Raw genomic sequence first — 17375 nt, 5'->3', positions numbered from 1 at the left:
CGAGCCCTGCAGCAGATCAACAACCAGATCACATCGCTGCAAAATCAGGCGCAGATGCTGGTCAATCAGGCCAGGAATCTCGCGAGCTTGCCCTATTCGTCACTGCAGCAGTTGGAGCAGTCAATCCAGCGTACGCAGCAACTGCTCGCCCAAGCCCAGCGCATCTCTTTCGACATCCAGCAAATCGATCGCGCGTTCTCCACCACGTACGCGCCGGCATCTCCCGACGCCACGGACCAGGCGCTGATCGCGAATGCGCAGGTCCGTTGGCAAAACTCGGTTGCAGGCTTTCAAGATGCCATGCGGGTGCAGGCTACGGTGGTCAGTAATCTCGACACCAATCGCGCCCAGATGTCGACGCTCGTCACCGCCAGCCAGGGCGCGACCGGCGCCCTGCAAGCGAGCCAGGCTGCCAATCAGCTTCTTGCGCTGCAGGCACAACAGCTTGCCGATCTCACGGCAACAGTCGCCGCTCAAGGACGCGCCCAAAACCTGGAATCTGCCCAGCGAACGGCCGCTCAGGACCAGGGCAGGGAGCAACTCCGGCGCTTCCTGACGCAGAGCCGAGGTTACCAGCCCACAATAGTGCAGATGTTCCACCAATGAGTGATTTCAGGGCGTTCAAGGCGCTGTCTCTCGGCGTGACAATCTTTGTCGTCGTGCTCGCTGCTGCTTGCACCATCCACCTGCGTGACGACGACAATCAGCCTCAGCCTGCCTCTTCGGTCGTCCGAGAAGGCGATCCCCAGACAGCCGAGCTCGAGCGATGTCGTTCAGTTGGATACGAGCAAAAAGACAGACTTGCCGAATGCCGAAAGGTTTGGGCGGAACAGCGCCGCCACTTCCTAAGGCAGAACATCGACACTCCGCGCAATCCCGCCCGGCCCGATCCAGACGCCACACCGCCTGCGTCCGTCAAGGATCAGAGCCGTTTGCCGCCCGGTTTGTTTCCGGCACCTCAGCCGACGGAGCGATAGATGGGTGGTACAGGCATCATCGACCAGTTTCTGGAAACATTCACCCGCTATATCGACTCTGGCTTCGGCCTGGTGGGAAATGAGGTCGGACATCTCGCGTCCACGCTTGTTGCCATCGACATCACGCTGGCGGGATTGTTCTGGGTCTGGAGCTCCGATGAGGACATGATCGCTCGGCTGGTCAAGAAGACCTTGTTTGTCGGCGTCTTCGCTTTCCTCATCGGGAACTGGAATGGCCTGGCCCGCATCGTCTTCGAGAGCTTTGCCAGTCTGGGGTTGAGGGCCTCTGGCACGGGCTTGTCGTCCGCAGATTTCTTGAGGCCAGGACGGATCGCCCAGGTCGGCCTGGATGCCGGACGGCCGATCCTTGAATCGATTTCGGGGCTGATGGGCTACGTCAGCTTCTTCGAGAATTTTGTACAGATCGTGGTGCTGCTGTTTGCCTGGATCGTCGTGCTGCTGACGTTCTTCATCCTCGCCATCCAGCTCTTTATCACCTTGATCGAGTTCAAGCTGACGACCCTGGCCGGTTTCGTGCTGATTCCGTTCGGCCTGTTTGGGAAGACCGCCTTCGCAGCCGAGCGCGTACTCGGAAACGTCATCTCGTCCGGCGTCAAGGTATTGGTGCTTGCCGTCATCGTTGGGATCGGATCGACCCTGTTCTCCCAGTTCACCTCGGGGTCCGGCGGTAACCAGCCGACTATCGAAAATGCGATGGCACTGGTGCTCGCGGCCCTCTCGTTGCTTGGCCTCGGTATCTTCGGGCCGGGAATTGCCAACGGCATTGTATCTGGCGGTCCGCAACTTGGGGCCGGTGCGGCCGTCGGAACCACGATGGCCGCAGGTGGTGTGGTTGCCGCCGGAGCAGCACTCGCAGCAGGCGGGGCTGCTCTCACCGGCAGCATGGTTGGAGGCGCGGCGAGGGGAGGCAGCGCGCTCATAGGCGGCGCGGCATCCGCCTTTCGGACGGGCGCGCAGACCGGGGAGGCGGGCGCCACTTCGGCAGCGAGTCCCCTGCGATCGCTGGCCGCCCGCTTTGGCAGATCAAATGCCGCGGGCGATGAAGCCGGCGGCGCGGATGCGTCATCTGGAGGCGCACCCGCCTGGGTTCGCCGCATGAAACGTGGACAGGCTGTCAGTCATGGTGTCTCGGCGACGACGCAGGCGCTGCGGTCCGGGGATCGCGGCGGAGGTGGGGCCTCCGTCGATCTCAAGGATTCAGAGCGCTGAGGTCAGCACCGTCGGAGCACCTCTCAGAACTCTTCAAACGTACCAAACGCTACTCACGCCCGATTTCTCGTACGTCGAGGTCAACATGTTCAAACGATCGGCCGTTCATTATGGCCGCACACCTCAGCCGGTTACGCCTTACCAAAAAGCCGCGCAGGTTTGGGATGACCGGATCGGCTCGGCGCGTGTCCAGGCCAGGAATTGGCGCTTGATGGCCTTTGGTTGTCTGTTCCTCTCTGCCGGCTTCGCCGCTGCTCTCGTCTGGCAGTCAGCACAGGGGTCCATTACGCCTTGGGTCGTTGAAGTCGATCGCCTCGGCGAAGCAAAGGCGGTCGCGCCAGCAAATTCGACCTACAAGGCAACCGACCCGCAAATTGGCTTCCATCTCGCCCGCTTCATCGAACATGTCCGCGGCCTCCCGATGGACGCCATCGTGCTACGCGAGGATTGGCTTCGGGCGTATGATTTCACGACCGATCGCGGTGCCGCCGCGCTGAACGACTACGCCCGCAACAACGATCCCTTCACAAAAGTCGGGAAGATCCAGGTCGCCGTCGAAGTATCCAGTGTCATCAGAGCTTCGCCCGACAGCTTCCGTATCGCCTGGATCGAACGCCGCTACGAGAATGGTCAGCTTGCCGCGACCGAGCGGTGGAGCGCCATCGTCAGCGTTGTCGTGGAACCGCCGCGCGACATCGATCGGCTGCGCAAGAACCCTCTCGGCATCTACGTCAACGCCATCAACTGGTCCAAGGAGTTTTGACAGTGATGCCGACAAATCAACGTTCACTGCGAATGAAAACGGGGAGTGGATTTCCGGCTCTCCTGATTTGCGCCTGTGCCCTTGCTGGGTGCACGACATTCAAGCCGCCGCAGATCAGCTATGACGACGAAATCCCGCCGCTGCCCAGTCAACCGGCGCTTGCAGACGATCGGCCGCGCTCCCTTCACGTCCCACCCGCTTGGACGCCGGCACGGGGCGGCAAGGAGAAGGAAGCCGAAGCACCCGTTGAACGGATCGAAAGCGCCAACGATGCGGCCCGCGTACAGCCTCGGAAGGCGGGGTATTTCAACGCTGTGCAGGTGTTTCCATATAGCCCAGGCGCGCTCTATCAAATCTATGCGGCGCCAGGACAGATCACGGACATTGCCTTGGAGCCAGGTGAGAAATTGATCGGCTCCGGACCCATCTCCGCGGGCGACACGGTGCGCTGGGTGGTCGGAGATACCGAGAGCGGCAGCGGTGACATCCGGCGGGTCCATATCATGGTCAAGCCGACACGAGCGGCCATCGAAACCAACCTCGTTCTCAACACCGATCGGCGGACGTATCTGATCGAGCTGCGCTCGCGTGAAAAATCATACATGCCATCGGTCTCCTGGTTCTATCCTGAAGACCGAGCCGCGCGCGGTCGTGCGCTTCCGCCAAAACCCTTCATTCCGGATCCTGCCCAACGGCGCTATCGATACACCTTCGAGGGCGACAATCCTCCCTGGCGCCCCGTCAGCGCCTTTGACGATGGCCGCAAGGTCTACATCGAGTTCTCGCCGGGCATCGGGCAGGGCGAAATGCCTCCGCTGTTCGTCATTAACTCCGACGGCAAGCCGGGTCTCGTCAACTACCGGGCATTCGGCAACGTCCTGATTGTCGACCGGTTGTTCGCGGCCGCCGAACTGCGGCTGGGGGGCGAGGAACAGCAAAAGGTCCGCATCATCAGAACCGATGGGAGATCTTGATGAGCAACACCGAACAGGAGGCCACAAACCGGACGGGTGCTCCGCCGGCGCTCGAGACAGAAACGAGTTCTTTTCGGTTGCGGCCGGAGCGCCCGCACGTCACGCGGCTCTCGCGCAAAGCACTGATCGGGGGCACGGCGCTGGTGCTGATCCTCTTGACCGCTGCCGTTTTCCTGGCGCTGCAAACACGCGAGAAGCGGGCTCCCGCCCCGGACGAACTCTACTCAACCGATCACCACAATGTGGCGGACAAGCTTGCGAGCTTGCCAAAGGACTACGGTTCAATTCCCCCGGACGTGCCACGACTAGGGCCGCCTTTGCCAGGTGATCTAGGCCGTCCAATTGTCGCGGCACAGGCCCAAAACGGCCCGCTAGCGGTTGACGCCGAGCAACAACGAGCAAGCCAGGAAAGTGAAGCTGCACGAACCAGCAAAGTTTTTGCCAATACGGTGACCCGACCATCGCCTGGCCAAGCGGCGCCAGCCGAGACCTCGCCAACGGGAGCCACTTCAACTGACGACGCATTTGCCCAGAACGGTCAAGACCGTAAACTCGCGTTCGTCAATGCTTTGATCGATCGACGCACCACTAGTCCTGACCGTTTGGCCAAGCCGGCTTCGCCATTCGTAATTCAGGCCGGGACCATCATTCCGGCGGCACTCATCACTGGGATCCGCTCCGATTTGCCGGGCCAGATCATCGCGCAGGTAACCGAAAATATTTTTGACACGCCGACCGGTCGGGCTCGTCTTGTCCCGCAGGGAGCGCGCTTGATCGGTCTCTATGATAGCCGAGTATCGTTTGGACAGTCGCGCGTCCTTCTGGTCTGGACGAGGCTGATCATGCCGAATGGTCGCTCTATCGTACTCGAAAGACAGACGGGGGCAGACACCGCGGGGTATTCCGGCCTTGAGGATGAGGTCGACAACCATTGGAAGGAGTTGCTCGGAGCAGCGGCCTTATCGACATTACTCGGTGTGGGTTCAGAGCTTGGATCTGGCGCCGACGCTGGATCCAGCACGGCCGTTCTTCAGGCGCTCCGGCATGGGGCCGCCAATTCTCTCAATCAGACCGGACAGCAAGTGGTCCGACGGAACCTCAACATTCAACCGACGCTCACAATCCGGCCAGGTTTCCCTGTGCGTGTCATCGTCAACCGTGACTTGATGCTTGAGCCATACAAAGGATAGGGAGTACACATGGCGAAACTCAAGCTCGGTGCCATCGCGGACGATAAACCCGTGAAGTTGACGATCGAACTTCCGGCAGCCGTACATCGCGATCTGCTTGCTTACGCTGAAATCCTCGCGCGCGAGAGCGGCCAGTCTGCGTATGATCCGGTAAAGCTGATCGCACCAATGTTGGCGCGATTCATGGCGACGGATCGCGCTTTTGCAAGATCACGAAAGACGCCTTACGGAGCCACCGGACCGAGGGGATAGCGCTCGCCAAGCAATTTCAGGAGGTTTTGGAGAGCAGGGTTTTCGTTGTCCGCTCGCCAAACCGCTGAAAAGCCGATGCGGCTCGACCCCGTTCCGTCGCGCAACTCCCGATAAACTAGACCGGAAAAATTGGCCCCGATATCGGACTCCAGCACGAGACTGATGCCGAACCCCACGGCGATCAAGCTCTTGATGACCCCGCGGCTGACGTCATGACGTTCGATCCGCGGTCGGTCATCGGGAGAGATTAGCTTTGCGTTCAAGAGATCCTCAAGCTCGCGCCCTGGATCGTAGTGGCTGAGCAAAACAGTCTGATTCCGTAGATCCGTCCAGTAGATGACTTCGCGCGCAGCCAAAGGATGCTCACTCGGCAGAACGGCCAGAATTCGTTCACTCCAGAGTGGCGTTGTTTTGCTATCGAGGGCTTGCGGGTCGCCCGTTAGGATGCTCACGTCAATGACACTGTTGCGGAGCGCGGTTGTGAGCCGCGTTCTCGACCTCTCGACGGTTACAAGCTCAACGTGCGGAAAAAGCTTCTTGAAGTCGAGTAATGTTGCGCGCAGATTGCCTGCCGTCAGCGAAGTACAGAACCCGATGACGAGACGACCCGCTTCGCCAGACCCGTGCGCTCTTGTTGATGCAGTCAGCGCCTCGACTTGTTCAAGTATCGAGCGCGTCATGCGCAGAAAGTGACGACCTGCCGGCGTTGCTCGAACGCCACCGCTTGACCGCTCAAAGATGACAACGCCAATCGAGTGCTCAAGGAGCTGGACAGAACGACTGAGTGTCGATTGCTTGATCGACAATGCATGGGCAGCTTGCCGAAAACTCCCGTAATCTTCGGCAGCGATCGCGTGTTGGAGTTGGCTGAAGACAACGGTCAGGCGTCGGCCTCCGACAGGTGGACCGGCAAAATTCGTATCGTCCATATGAGCGACACCTTCATGCTCAAGTTGCGTCGAGTTAGATCGTGCAAAACATTAAGACAATTGTTGGTTGTAAGATGACGCGGCTTGCTCCGTGAACAACCGAGCCACGACGCTCCAAGCAAGGCAGAGTATTGCTCGAATCGGCGAATTGTGAAGCGACCGAGTCTAGAAATCCACGAGCGTTACCCGCAGACAGTTCGGAGAAAATCTCGTCCAACCGTCGTTGCTTGCACCCCGCCGCTGGATCGCTCGAAGTCGGTCATACCGAGTGAATGTTCGAGCTGGCTAATGCAACGGCTAAGCGCGGATTGCCGAAGCATCAAGACTTCGGACACGCGCCGAAAGCTACCGTGACCCGCTGCTGCCACAGCGTATCGAATACTCTGCAGATCAACGTCGGACGTTTGACTAGGACTAGGTTTTCTGTGGGATAATATTCGCTGACCATTCTTGCCGCTACTGAACATTCGTGCCATTAGAGGACGCTTCAACTCACCCACTCTTGCGCTACGGCGGCCTGGTGTCTGCAGCGCTCGGGAGCCCCGAGAAGCTGCCGGTTGAACGCAATGCGCTTGAACCAGTAATGAAGGCCGAGCAGGTCCGTAAATCCGATGCCGCCGTGAATCTCGGTCGCCAGACGGGAGATTTCGCGGCCGGCATCACCTAGATGCGCCTTTGCCTGCAGCGCGGCAACGCGAGCTTCCTCAGGAGACCCATCCTGAGCGTGAGCCGCGTACCACACCAGCGAGCGGCACGGCTCGAGCATGGTGATGATGTCGGCGAGCGTATGCTTGACGGCTTGAAACGAGCCGATCACGCGGTCGAATTGCACCCGCTCCTTGGAATAGAGCAGCGCCTTGTCAAACATGGACTGCGCCGCCCCTAGCGTGTCGGCCGCGAGCATGACGCGGCCAGCGTCGAGCACGGCGGTCGCCGCTGCCTTCGGATCGTTGGCGGCGCCAAGGATCTCAACCCCCGCATCATGCAGTACCAAAGCCGTCAACGGTCGTGTGCGATCAAGACTGCGATGCGTGCTTACGCTGACACCGGGTTCCCCGACCGCGGCGAACAGGCCGGCACGGCCGTCATCAAGGTAGACAATGAAATGCGTCGCGTTTCCGCCATCGAGCACACCCGTTACGCATCCGGACAGCATATTTCCGGCGAGGCGGACAGCCGCCTCGCCGGTCTGCCCCGACATGCCGGCGAACCCGACCCCGATCCGGACTTCGCCGCTTGCGATCCGCGGCAGCCATGCTTTCTGCTGGGCGCGGTCGCCACTGGCAATCAGGGCGAGGGGGGCCATGACCAGCGCAGCCGCGAATGGCGTCGGTGTCGCGTGATATCCAAGCGCCTCCGCGGCAACAGCCGCATCAAGCAGCGAGAGGCCCAGACCCCCAAAGTCCTCGGGGACCATGATGCCCATGATGCCCTGTTCCGTGAGGCCCGACCATAGTTCACCATCGAAGCCCAAGCCGCCCTCCGCGATCTTGCGCAACTTGCTCATGGGCAGTCTTTGGTCCAGAAATCCGCGCAAGGAATCCGCTAGCATCAATTGCTCTTCGCTGAGGCCGAACTCCATGCTTATCCTCTGACGGTTGGCGGGGCGGATTTCGGCTCGCGCGGCAGACCCAGTCCGCGCTCGCCGATGATGTTTTTCTGGATATTCGATGAGCCGCCACCGATGATGAGGCCGATGTCGTACATGTTATCTATCTGCCAGGTGGTGGCTTCGTCGTCTTCCGCCGCTTCGCCGACCGGTTCGTAAGCGAGCCCCGCCGCGCCGAGCACGTCAACGACCAGCGATGACAGCCGATACGCAATCATCGTCCCGTTCAGTTTGACGATCAGGCGTTTGACCCCCGAATCCTCTCCCTTCGCCTGCTCGGTCATTAATCGAAGACCGTGGTATTTCGAGGCCATCACCTCGCCCTGGAGTTTGAGCAATCGCTCGCGATACTCGGGGATGTCGATGAATCGGCAGCCATCGAGCGTCGTTTTTTTCATCAATTCGACAGCCCTCGCCAGACGGTAGGTCAGCTTGTTGGCGTCGCCGAGCAGCATCCGTTCGTACTTCAAGGTGACATTGGCGACATGCCAGCCGTCGCCGCGTCCCATCACAATCTGGTCGGTTGGCACGCGGACATCCGTGAAGAACGTCTCGTTGAACTCGGCGCGGCCGGTCATCGTGACCAATGGGCGCACCTCAATGCCAGGCGCATTCATGGGGACAAGAAGGTAGGACAGCCCATCGTGCTTGCTCTTGTCGAGCTCAGTACGGCAGAGGAGGAACATCATGTCGGCGTAGTGGGCAGAACTCGTCCAGATTTTCTGGCCATTGACGATGAATTGGCTATCCTCGACACGGGCGCTGGTTTTGGCGGCGGCAAGGTCGGAGCCCGAACCGGGCTCCGAATAGCCCTGGCACCAAATGATGTCACCGCGGATGGTAGGCCCGATCCATTGAATGCACTGCTCCTTCGTTCCGACCTCGAGCAATGTCGGCACCAGCATGGAAATGCCCTGGTTCATGATGCCCGGAGACACGCCCGCGTTCGAGAATTCTTCGGCGATGATCGCCAATTCCAGGATGTCGACCGGCAGGCCGAAGCCGCCATATTCGCGGGGAATGTTGCGGGCAAAATAACCGCGCTCCAGCAGAAGCTTCTGCCAATCCAGGGCTCGCGCGTCAGGCCGCTTCCGTCCGCCCCCCGTTTTCGGCGAAAGGTGGCCGTATTTCTTTACGAAGCCGCGCGCTTCCTCCTGGAGGGCGCGATGTCGGGCGCTGTAGCGGAGGTCCATAGAGACGCTCTTTCCCAGGCGCGGTTTGTGCCTGTTACTCTACACGGAAAGGACTAGCCACGGTCGATTGACCGCGCTACGGATTAAATCTAACATCTGTTCGAAATAGTCGTGCCTTGGGCGGCCGGCGTCAAGTAGAAAGCTTGAATGATTGTTCCGTCGTCACGGAAATCGTTCAGGGGTTGCGAGCCTCCGTGGGAGCTTTGCCTATGTCACTGAAAGAAAAGGCCGCCATCACTGGCGTGGGAGAGACCGAGTACACGCGCATGTCGGGCAAGAGCATACTTGCGCTTCAGCTCGAGGCTTCGTTGAATGCGATTGCGGATGCGGGGCTCAGTCCCAAGGAAATCGACGGCATTATTCCATACTCGAATTCGCCGGTCGTAGCCGAAGACTTTGTCACGAATTTCGGTATATCCGACCTGCGCTTTTCGGCCACTGCGCCGCTCGGCGGAGCCAGCTGCGTCGCGGCCATACAATGTGCGCTGCTCGCGATCAGCGGCGGCGTGTGCAGCAACGTGCTGATCCCGATCGGTCGTAACGGCTCGTCTGCGGGTCGCATCGGCACGCGCGTTCAGCAAATGCCCCAGTTCAAGGTCGTTGGTGAGCATGAGATGCCGGTCGGCGCGATCGCCCCGGCACAGCTATATGCGCCGATGGCCCGTCGCCATATGGAACTGTTCGGCACGACGAGCTCGCAGCTTGGCGAAATCGCCGTGTCTACCCGTCACAACGCAATTCTCAATGGCCATGGGATGATGACGAAGCCGCTGACCCTTGAGGATCACCAGACGTCACGCATGATCTCCGATCCTTTGAGACTTTATGATTGCAGCCTGGAAAGCGACGGCGGCGCGGCGATCGTGGTCAGTGGCGCGGACCGGGCAAATGATCTTCGCAAACCACCGGTCTACGTCATGGGGGTCGCCGAAGGCCATCCGGATTCACCGAGCGTCATCACGCAACGCCCGGATATGACGCGCCTCGGGATCGCGAAGGCTGCGCCGAAGGCGTTTGCCATGGCCGGTGTTTCGCCTGGAGATATTGACGTTGCCGAGATTTACGACTGCTTCACCTACATCGTGCTGTGTCAACTTGAAGACCTCGGCTTTTGCAAGAAAGGCGAGGGCGGTCCGTTTGTTGCGAGCGGAGCGATTCGGCTTGGAGGAAAATTGCCGATCAACACCCACGGCGGACTGCTTTCTCAGGCGCATATGGTCGGCATGAACCACATTGTTGAACTTGTGCGTCAACTCAGAGGCGAGGCCGGCAAGGCACAAGTTAGGGGAGCCGAGATCGGCCTTGTGACTGGATACGGCGATATGGGCGACGGATCCGTCGCGATCATGCGCAAAGGATGATCGCAATGACTGCGGAGACCTACCTCAAGCCCGTTCCTGAGCCGACCCATGAGTCGAAGCCCTATTGGGATGGCCTCCAAAATGGACGGCTGCTCCTTCAGAAATGCGGGCAATGCGGAAAAATCCGTCACTATCCAAGGCCGGTTTGTGACGTCTGTTATTCGTTTGAAGTGAAATGGATCGAGGCCTCGGGCCGGGGAACGGTCCACAGCTGGACCATCACCCATCACGCCTTCAATCCCGGGTTCAAGCTCGATTTACCTTACATTCTGGCCACTATCGACCTCGAGGAGGGCGTACGGATGCAAGTCCCTCTTCGCGGCGCCAGGGAGACGGACGTCAAACTTGGGCTGCCGGTTCGTGTCATTTTCGAACAGGCCAAGCCCGATCTGGTGACTCCCGCCTGTGTAACCGCGTCGTGACCATCACCACCCGGAGCGGCATCAAGATGAACGTGGACATTGACGCACTGCGCAAGCACATCGGGACGAAAATCGTCGAGCACGATGTCGCCACCCAGGCGCCGCTGCGCGGACTTGCGGTGACCTTCGATCGGCAGGACCAGATTCCAGGGCCCGGGGATCCGATCCAGCCGGGGTGGCATCTGGTGTATTTCATGCCGCTGTCGCCCAAGGCTACTCTCGGTGACGATGGGTTGCCGATCTCTGGCGGCGTTCTGCCGCCGATGCCGTTTCCACGGCGGATGTATGCGGGAACCGAACTGACCTTCCACGATCCGATCCGCCTCGGCGATGCGCTCAAGCGCGAGACGGAGTTCACCGATGTCTCGCTACGGTCGGGCGGTACCGGAGCGTTGATATTCGCGACGCAGACCCGTCGCATTTTCACGCCTCGCGGCCTTTCGATTGTAGAACAAAATCACACAGTGTTCCGCGAAGAAGTGAAGCCTGGAGAGAAGAGCGTCACACCGAAAAGGAACAAGCCGCCAGCCGATACACCGTGGCGCCGAACGATTACGACGGACCCGGTTTCCTTGTTCCGCTATTCCGCGCTGACTTTCAACCCGCACCGCATTCATTACGACCGGGACTATGCGATGCGCGTCGAAGGTTATCCCGGCCTTGTCGTGCATGGACCCTACTCGCAGCAGTGCCTGATCGACCTTGCGCGCGATCACGCTCCGGAAAAAACGCTAAAATCGTTTTCGCAGCGCGCCCGTGCACCACTGTTCGACACGGCGCCTTTCAGCGTCGTTGGCCGCGCCGTTGACGGCGAAAAAGGAGCGGAGCTGTGGGCCCTCACACCGGAGGGAACCATCGCCATGGAAGTCACAATACGATACGCGTGAGAACAATGGTTAATGAAAAAGTTGTTTTGACGGATATCAATGATTGTGGCCAATCATCGCTTCTGTGTAAGCAGTTATGCCCCGAAGCGCGCGTCAGCTTAAAGAAGCTCCGCCGCAAAGCTGATGATGTTTAAGCAGCCATGTGGGTTGACTTCACGATAGACGATCTGGCGATCCTTCAGGCTCAGCTACGGCTGCTCATGGCGCAACCCGCGAGTGTAGATCGTGCGGCCGACGAGTGGGATCAAAAGAGCGCAGGACGGGCAATTTGAGAATGATCGCTTCTAGGGTTGGCAAAATTGCGACGTTGACGTCGGACAACGTGAATAGCTGCGCTCCGCTTCTGCATTTCGCACATGCGACCGGCTTCAATGCGGAAACGTATCGACGCTTTCTGGAGCAGCTATCAGCAAGCTTCCGTGTCGTCGCGTCCGACGCGCGTGGACATGGACGCACCACATTGCCAGCAATTCCGGAAAGGCTAACAAGTTGGGAGACCTATGAATTGGATCTTGAGGAGCTTCTTGGCGTTTACAAGGAGCCTGCCTTCCTCGTGGGTCATTCGATCGGTGCAACCGTCAGTGTGATGCTGGCGGCCCGACGGCCAGACTTGGTGCTCGGGGTGGGCTTGCTCGAGCCGTCATTTGTCCCGTTCGAGAGGGCGTATCGAGTTGCGAGCGAGCGGCGGGAGGGGCGCATCGTGGACTTCGATATTGCAATCCAGGCGCGCAAGCGCCGATCGACATGGGCGTCCCTGCCGGAGATCCGCGAGTCTTATGCAAAGAAAGCAATGTTCGCCACTTGGCAAGACGGATTTCTTGAAGATTATCTTGAGGGTGGGTTGGTATTCCTAGCTAACGATCAAATCCGGCTGGCGTGTAATCCATCCTGGGAAGCTGCAACCTTCCAGGCCGCGACGACCGATTTTTGGGACATTCTTCCACGTTACAAAGGCAAGTTACTGTTGGCCTACGGCTCGCGATTTAGCACTGTAAGTGATGTCGATGCGAAGAAGATTGTCGAACTTGCACCTCAAACTCGCGTATTCAATTTTCCGGAGAATAGCCATTTTCTTCCAATGGAACGGCCAGAAGCACTATCTCGGCTGATTATGAGTGAGTTTGATAATTCCTAGCGTGGCTATCGCCGCGGATCGATTGAGCGATTTTACTGTTGCGCCGGCGCGACGATTGCCATGAGGCCGCCCAACGTGATTGCGCGCGACTGGATCGTGGCGCCAAGCATCGGTTGTTCAGCGGAAAACATGCGGCGCCATTCCATTGGAAATCACGGAGACGACCCGGGAATCAATCGCGGAAAAGTGGACATTGACGATAACTGCTTCCAACCCACATAACAGCCATGTGTTGATCACTCTTCAGACTACTGGGACACGTTTGGCGGCGACGGCGGCCGGTGAAATGACGTCGATGTCGATCGGCACCCGCCAGCGCTCGGTGTAGCGCACCTGGGGCGCCGCGTTGCTGGCCGGTGCGCCTTCCAGCACAAAGCCATCGAAGCCGGCACTCATCACCTCGTTGCATTTCTGCACATAGACCGGGAAGCCGCCGATATACGGCATGAAGACGCGCGGCCGGCCGGGGATGTTGGTGCCGACATACCAGGAGCTGCAGGTCGATCGCAGCGAAACAGTCGATACGTCAGTGACGTGCTCGACCCAGGCGTCCTCGTCCTCGCGCTTCGGCTCGATGGTCGCGGCCCCGACGTCGCGCATGTGGGCCATGCAGTCGGCCAGCCAGTCGACATGCTGCTCAATCGCCTGGATCATGCTGGCGAGCACTGAGGGACTACCGGGACCGGTGATCGTGAACAAATTGGGGAAGCCGGCGGAGGCGATCCCGAGGTAGGCGCGCGGGCCGGCGCGCCACTTCTCGGCCAGCGTCAAACCTTTGCGGCCGGTGATCGCAATCTTGTCGAACGAACCCGTCATCGCGGCAAAGCCGGTGGCGCAGACGGCGGTGTCCAGTGGATACGCGACCCCGTCGACCTCGATGCCGTCAGGCGTGAAGCGTTCGATCGGCGTCTTGGACACGTCGACCAGTTTGACGTGCTCCAGATTGTAGGTCTCGAAGTAGGAAGTATCGACGCAGAGCCGCTTGCAGCCGAACACGTTGTCCGGACACAGCAGGTCGGCCGTCGCCGGGTCCTTCACGATGCCGCGAATCTTGCGGCGGGCGAAGTCGGCGATGGTGTCGTTGGCGGCCTTCTCGAACAGCAGATCGCCGAAGGCGCCGAGGAAGGGCAGGCCGCCGCGGGTCCAGGCTTCCTCGTATTGCCGTTCGCGCTCTTCGGGTGCAGCCTCCAGCGCCGGCTTCATGTTGAAAGGAAAATAGAAGCCGGTCGGGCGTCCGCGTGCCTTGGCCCGCAACGCCGGATAATCCGCCTTGGCCGCCTGCAAATATTCAGACGTCAGGCTCTCGTTGCGCGCCGGCACGGACCACGTCGCCGTGCGCTGGAATACCGTGAGGTGCGCCGCCTGCTGCGCGATGATTGGGATCGACTGAATCGCCGAGGAGCCGGTGCCGATCACGCCGACCCGCAATCCTGTAAAGTCGACGCCTTCATGCGGCCATTCGCCGGTGTGGTAGATCGGACCGCGAAAGTTCTTCATGCCCCTGAAGTTTGGCCGGTTCGGTGCCGACAGGCAGCCGACCGCCATGATGCAGAATCTGGCCAAAACCCTGTCGCCGCGGTTGGTCTCGATCAGCCAGCACCCGGCGTCTTCGTCGAACGTCGCCGCGGTGACACGCGTGTCGAACACGATATCCCGGCGCAGGTCGAAACGATCGGCAACGTGGTTGGCGTAGGAAAGGATCTCGGCCTGCGGCGCGTATTTCTCCGACCAGTTCCACTCCTGGTCCAGCTCCTCGGAGAAGGAGAATGAGTACTGCATACTCTCGACGTCGCAGCGTGCACCTGGATAGCGGTTCCAATACCAGGTGCCACCCACGCCACTGCCGGCCTCGAAGACCCGTGCCGAGAAGCTAAGCCCGCGCAGGCGATGCAGCATGTACATCCCGGCAAAGCCCGCACCCACGATAACAGCGTCGAAAACCGCTCCCATTTCGCCTGGGCGCTCTTGTCGCGTTGTGTTGTCGGCAATCATGACTCGTGTCGTCTCCTTTGCAGGTCGACTAAGCTAATCGAGATAAGTTCGTTCTCCGCAGGCGCCAGAGGGTTCGCAAATAAAGCCCGAGAAATGCATCTCGTACCCCGGCTCGCCTATTAAGTCCTGAGTCTTATATTTTGGTAGGCGGGCAGGGCAATCCACCAGTGGCCGAAGCTGGTACATGGCGGATCGAAACGCAGAGCTGGCTAGCTATATGCCGCAGGCGGACGGCATCGGAGATATTTGCAATGGAATGGAATCAGCGCCAACTTGGCCGGCAACGTCGGTAAATCGACTTCGCCGGCCAGAGACAGTTCATTTTTGCGTCTCAGATTTGGCGAAGTCCGCCGACTGTTCCTTCACTACGCTCCAAACCTCGTCTTGAAAGCCAGCGATCCAATCGGTTTGTGCAACCCATTTCTCTCCATCCCACATTTCAATGCGTGTCTTGCCGCCGCCGCCATGATCCTGTGCCGTGACTGTAATAGGTGCAATCAGCCCGTTAGCATCGTAATTTTTCAGACTCTCAAGACCAGTCTTAATTTTATCGGGTGTTAGCGGCCAGCCGCCATTCTTGATCGCAAGCCGTGCGCCTTCGAATGCGATCGAGTAGATCGCAAGACCAGTGTTGTAATAGACGTCCTCGGTAAATTTGCGATCACCGTTGCCTTTGCCCCTGTCGTAAAGCTCCTTGATAATCTGCTGAACCAACGGCTGATATGAGCCGCCGGCGACGTTGGTGCCGCGTTTCAATCCCTTAGCGACATCGGGTCCAATATTCTTGATATCGACCTCGTTGAGCCAATTAACAGCGATATACTTTTCAATCGAGATCCCATTGCGCTTCATCTCGCGCGATGCGATCACATGCATATTCGACAGGCTCCAGCTCACAATCCAGTCGGGGTTAAGACGACGGATCTGCGTCCATGCCGAGGCCTGATCGTTGCCCGGCAGCGGATACGGCACGAGCTGCAACTCGAAACCCTCCTTCTGCGCCAGCGTCTTCAGAATACCGATCGGTTCCTGTCCGAACGGATAATCGATATAAAAGAACGCGACCTTGACGCCCTTCAGATTTCCGCCGGACTTTTGTTTGATGTATTCAATGTCATTGGCGGCCTGACCCCAGTAGGTCGGCCCGATCGGAAATACCCATTTGAACACGTTGCCATCGACCGCATCCCCTCGACCGACCAGTGACTGGATCAGGATGTTGCCATCCTTCATAATGCGCGGAAGGACCGCGCGCGATACCGGCGTCGACAACATGTCGAACACCATCACGCCTTCGCGCTTCAAGCGTTCGTAGCATTCGATGCCGCGCTGCGGCTCGTTGCCGTGGTCCTGCACGATAATTTCGATCGGATGGCCTTCGAGACCTCCCTTCGCATTGAGAAGGTCGGCATAGTCGCGCACAGCTTGGGCAATCTGCGGCGTGACGAACGTATAGGCCTTGCTCAGGTCATAGCACAGCGCGAAGCGCACAGGATCGGCCGCGGCTGCCGGCACGACGTTGAGCAGCGCCAACGCTAGTCCGCCTAGTATAGATAGTAATCTCATTTTAGCGATCCTTCCTTGGTTGACTGAGCGAACTCAGGAAATTCTTAATCATCCCAGCTTTATCGAACGACGCACATCTGGTGATCGTCAGGTCAGCCAACGTTTCCGCCGGCTATAATGTTTGATGTCACGAAAATTCTTGTTTTGCGCGCCTCCCAGGTAAAATTCCTGAATGTCGGGATTTTTCTTCAATGCAGCCGCACTGTCGTGCATCACGATGCGACCGCTTTCGATCAGATAGCCGTGGGAGACAATTTCGAGCGCGGCAATGGCGTTCTGCTCAACCAGCAATATCGAAAGTCCTTCATCGCGGTTGATGCGGCCGAGGATCTGGAAGATCTCAGCCACGAGAAAAGGAGCCAGTCCCAGGCTGGGTTCGTCGAGCATCAATAGTTTTGGCTGGGTCATCAGAGCACGGCCGATTGCGAGCATTTGCTGTTCGCCGCCGGAGAGATAACCCGACGCGACGGTCCGGCGCTCGTGCAGACGTGGGAAATAACTGTAAACCCGGTCCTTGTTGCGGTTCATGTCCTGGCGGCTATGCAACGCCGAAGCCGCGATCAAGTTTTCGTCGGGCGTGAGATGTTCGAACACCCGACGCCCTTCGAGCACGTGGGCGATCCCCAGCTTGACGCGGTCCTGCGGCATCAGGCCGCCAAGGCTTTGGCCGCGGAACTGCAATTCGCCCCGCCGCACCTCGCCCCGCTCGGCCGTGAGCAAACCGCTGATCGATTTCAGCGTCGTACTCTTTCCCGCGCCATTGGCGCCGAGCAGGGCCACCATTCCGCCCTCGGGCACATCGATCGAAACACCTTTGATCGCAAGCGAAACGTGGTCGTAGACGACCTCAATATTGTTGAGGGACAGTATCTTAGCGGCAATGGGTGCATTCATG

General features: G+C 59.2%; 18 protein-coding genes. 11 read left to right on the top strand and 7 right to left on the bottom strand.

All coding sequences use genetic code 11. The annotated features are described in order from the left end of the window. From trbJ to HZB49_RS22570, 7 genes are all read left to right on the top strand, one after another. A partial coding sequence (gene trbJ / locus HZB49_RS22600) for a P-type conjugative transfer protein TrbJ (RefSeq protein WP_291615324.1) occupies nucleotides 1-606 on the top strand: 606 nt, incomplete at its 5' end. Further along, nucleotides 603-977: a putative entry exclusion protein TrbK-alt gene (trbK-alt, locus tag HZB49_RS22595; RefSeq protein ID WP_082770511.1), complete on the top strand. Its 375-nt coding sequence runs from the start codon at nucleotides 603-605 to the stop codon at nucleotides 975-977. The genes trbJ and trbK-alt, both read left to right, overlap by 4 nt. After that, nucleotides 978-2207, top strand: a complete 1230-nt coding sequence (gene trbL / locus HZB49_RS22590) for a P-type conjugative transfer protein TrbL (protein WP_021075732.1) — start codon at nucleotides 978-980, stop codon at nucleotides 2205-2207. Between the two features lie 85 nt (nucleotides 2208-2292). After that, entirely contained in the window at nucleotides 2293-2970 is a 678-nt protein-coding gene (trbF, locus tag HZB49_RS22585; RefSeq protein ID WP_021075733.1) for a conjugal transfer protein TrbF, read from the top strand. A 5-nt stretch (nucleotides 2971-2975) separates the two neighbouring features. Next, the gene (gene trbG / locus HZB49_RS22580; RefSeq protein WP_035649424.1) at nucleotides 2976-3944 is read left to right on the top strand and encodes a P-type conjugative transfer protein TrbG; all 969 of its coding nucleotides are present in this window, start codon (nucleotides 2976-2978) and stop codon (nucleotides 3942-3944) included. Continuing rightward, nucleotides 3944-5134: a TrbI/VirB10 family protein gene (locus HZB49_RS22575; protein WP_021075735.1), complete on the top strand. Its 1191-nt coding sequence runs from the start codon at nucleotides 3944-3946 to the stop codon at nucleotides 5132-5134. The genes trbG and HZB49_RS22575 overlap by 1 nt, the downstream gene beginning before the upstream one ends. Nucleotides 5135-5143: 9 nt before the next feature. Further along, a complete protein-coding gene (locus tag HZB49_RS22570; protein WP_021075736.1) occupies nucleotides 5144-5386 on the top strand; it encodes a DUF2274 domain-containing protein in 243 nt (80 codons plus the stop codon). Here HZB49_RS22570 and HZB49_RS22565 read toward each other — a convergent pair. From HZB49_RS22565 to HZB49_RS22550, 4 genes are all read right to left on the bottom strand, one after another. After that, nucleotides 5359-6315: a LysR family transcriptional regulator gene (locus HZB49_RS22565; protein WP_021075737.1), complete on the bottom strand. Its 957-nt coding sequence runs from the start codon at nucleotides 6313-6315 to the stop codon at nucleotides 5359-5361. The genes HZB49_RS22570 and HZB49_RS22565 overlap by 28 nt on opposite strands. A gap of 182 nt (nucleotides 6316-6497) precedes the next feature. Further along, nucleotides 6498-6782, bottom strand: coding sequence for a LysR family transcriptional regulator (locus HZB49_RS22560; protein ID WP_156457153.1), 285 nt, complete (start codon nucleotides 6780-6782; stop codon nucleotides 6498-6500). A gap of 20 nt (nucleotides 6783-6802) precedes the next feature. Further along, nucleotides 6803-7897: an acyl-CoA dehydrogenase family protein gene (locus tag HZB49_RS22555; protein ID WP_021075738.1), complete on the bottom strand. Its 1095-nt coding sequence runs from the start codon at nucleotides 7895-7897 to the stop codon at nucleotides 6803-6805. Nucleotides 7898-7899: 2 nt separating this feature from the next. Further along, nucleotides 7900-9117 carry an acyl-CoA dehydrogenase family protein gene (locus HZB49_RS22550; protein ID WP_021075739.1) on the bottom strand — a complete coding sequence of 406 codons (1218 nt, stop codon included), beginning with the start codon at nucleotides 9115-9117 and terminating at the stop codon, nucleotides 7900-7902. 209 nt (nucleotides 9118-9326) lie between these two features. Between HZB49_RS22550 and HZB49_RS22545 the strand changes: the two genes are divergently transcribed. The 4 genes from HZB49_RS22545 to HZB49_RS22530 all read left to right on the top strand — a co-directional run bounded on the left by HZB49_RS22545 (nucleotide 9327) and on the right by HZB49_RS22530 (nucleotide 12922). Continuing rightward, nucleotides 9327-10478: a hypothetical protein gene (locus HZB49_RS22545; RefSeq protein ID WP_021075740.1), complete on the top strand. Its 1152-nt coding sequence runs from the start codon at nucleotides 9327-9329 to the stop codon at nucleotides 10476-10478. Between the two features lie 5 nt (nucleotides 10479-10483). After that, the gene (locus tag HZB49_RS22540) at nucleotides 10484-10900 is read left to right on the top strand and encodes a Zn-ribbon domain-containing OB-fold protein (protein ID WP_021075741.1); all 417 of its coding nucleotides are present in this window, start codon (nucleotides 10484-10486) and stop codon (nucleotides 10898-10900) included. Continuing rightward, nucleotides 10897-11787: a MaoC family dehydratase N-terminal domain-containing protein gene (locus HZB49_RS22535; protein WP_061026541.1), complete on the top strand. Its 891-nt coding sequence runs from the start codon at nucleotides 10897-10899 to the stop codon at nucleotides 11785-11787. Before HZB49_RS22540 ends, HZB49_RS22535 begins: the two co-directional genes overlap by 4 nt. A gap of 274 nt (nucleotides 11788-12061) precedes the next feature. Continuing rightward, nucleotides 12062-12922: an alpha/beta hydrolase gene (locus HZB49_RS22530; protein ID WP_021075743.1), complete on the top strand. Its 861-nt coding sequence runs from the start codon at nucleotides 12062-12064 to the stop codon at nucleotides 12920-12922. Between the two features lie 243 nt (nucleotides 12923-13165). On the opposite strand, the gene HZB49_RS22525 is transcribed toward HZB49_RS22530, so the two are convergent. The 3 genes from HZB49_RS22525 to HZB49_RS22515 all read right to left on the bottom strand — a co-directional run bounded on the left by HZB49_RS22525 (nucleotide 13166) and on the right by HZB49_RS22515 (nucleotide 17374). Then, entirely contained in the window at nucleotides 13166-14914 is a 1749-nt protein-coding gene (locus tag HZB49_RS22525) for an NAD(P)/FAD-dependent oxidoreductase (RefSeq protein ID WP_021075744.1), read from the bottom strand. Nucleotides 14915-15232: 318 nt separating this feature from the next. Beyond that, nucleotides 15233-16447: an ABC transporter substrate-binding protein gene (locus tag HZB49_RS22520; protein ID WP_245325337.1), complete on the bottom strand. Its 1215-nt coding sequence runs from the start codon at nucleotides 16445-16447 to the stop codon at nucleotides 15233-15235. 120 nt (nucleotides 16448-16567) lie between these two features. Further along, nucleotides 16568-17374, bottom strand: coding sequence for an ABC transporter ATP-binding protein (locus tag HZB49_RS22515; RefSeq protein WP_021075746.1), 807 nt, complete (start codon nucleotides 17372-17374; stop codon nucleotides 16568-16570). Nucleotide 17375 lies beyond the last annotated feature (1 nt).

Origin of the sequence: Bradyrhizobium sp., from assembly GCF_016219575.1 — a bacterium.
In the GTDB taxonomy this organism is placed as follows: domain Bacteria; phylum Pseudomonadota; class Alphaproteobacteria; order Rhizobiales; family Xanthobacteraceae; genus Bradyrhizobium.
The sequence above is the reverse complement of the archived record's forward strand: the minus strand, read 5'-3'. Positions and strand labels throughout refer to the sequence as shown.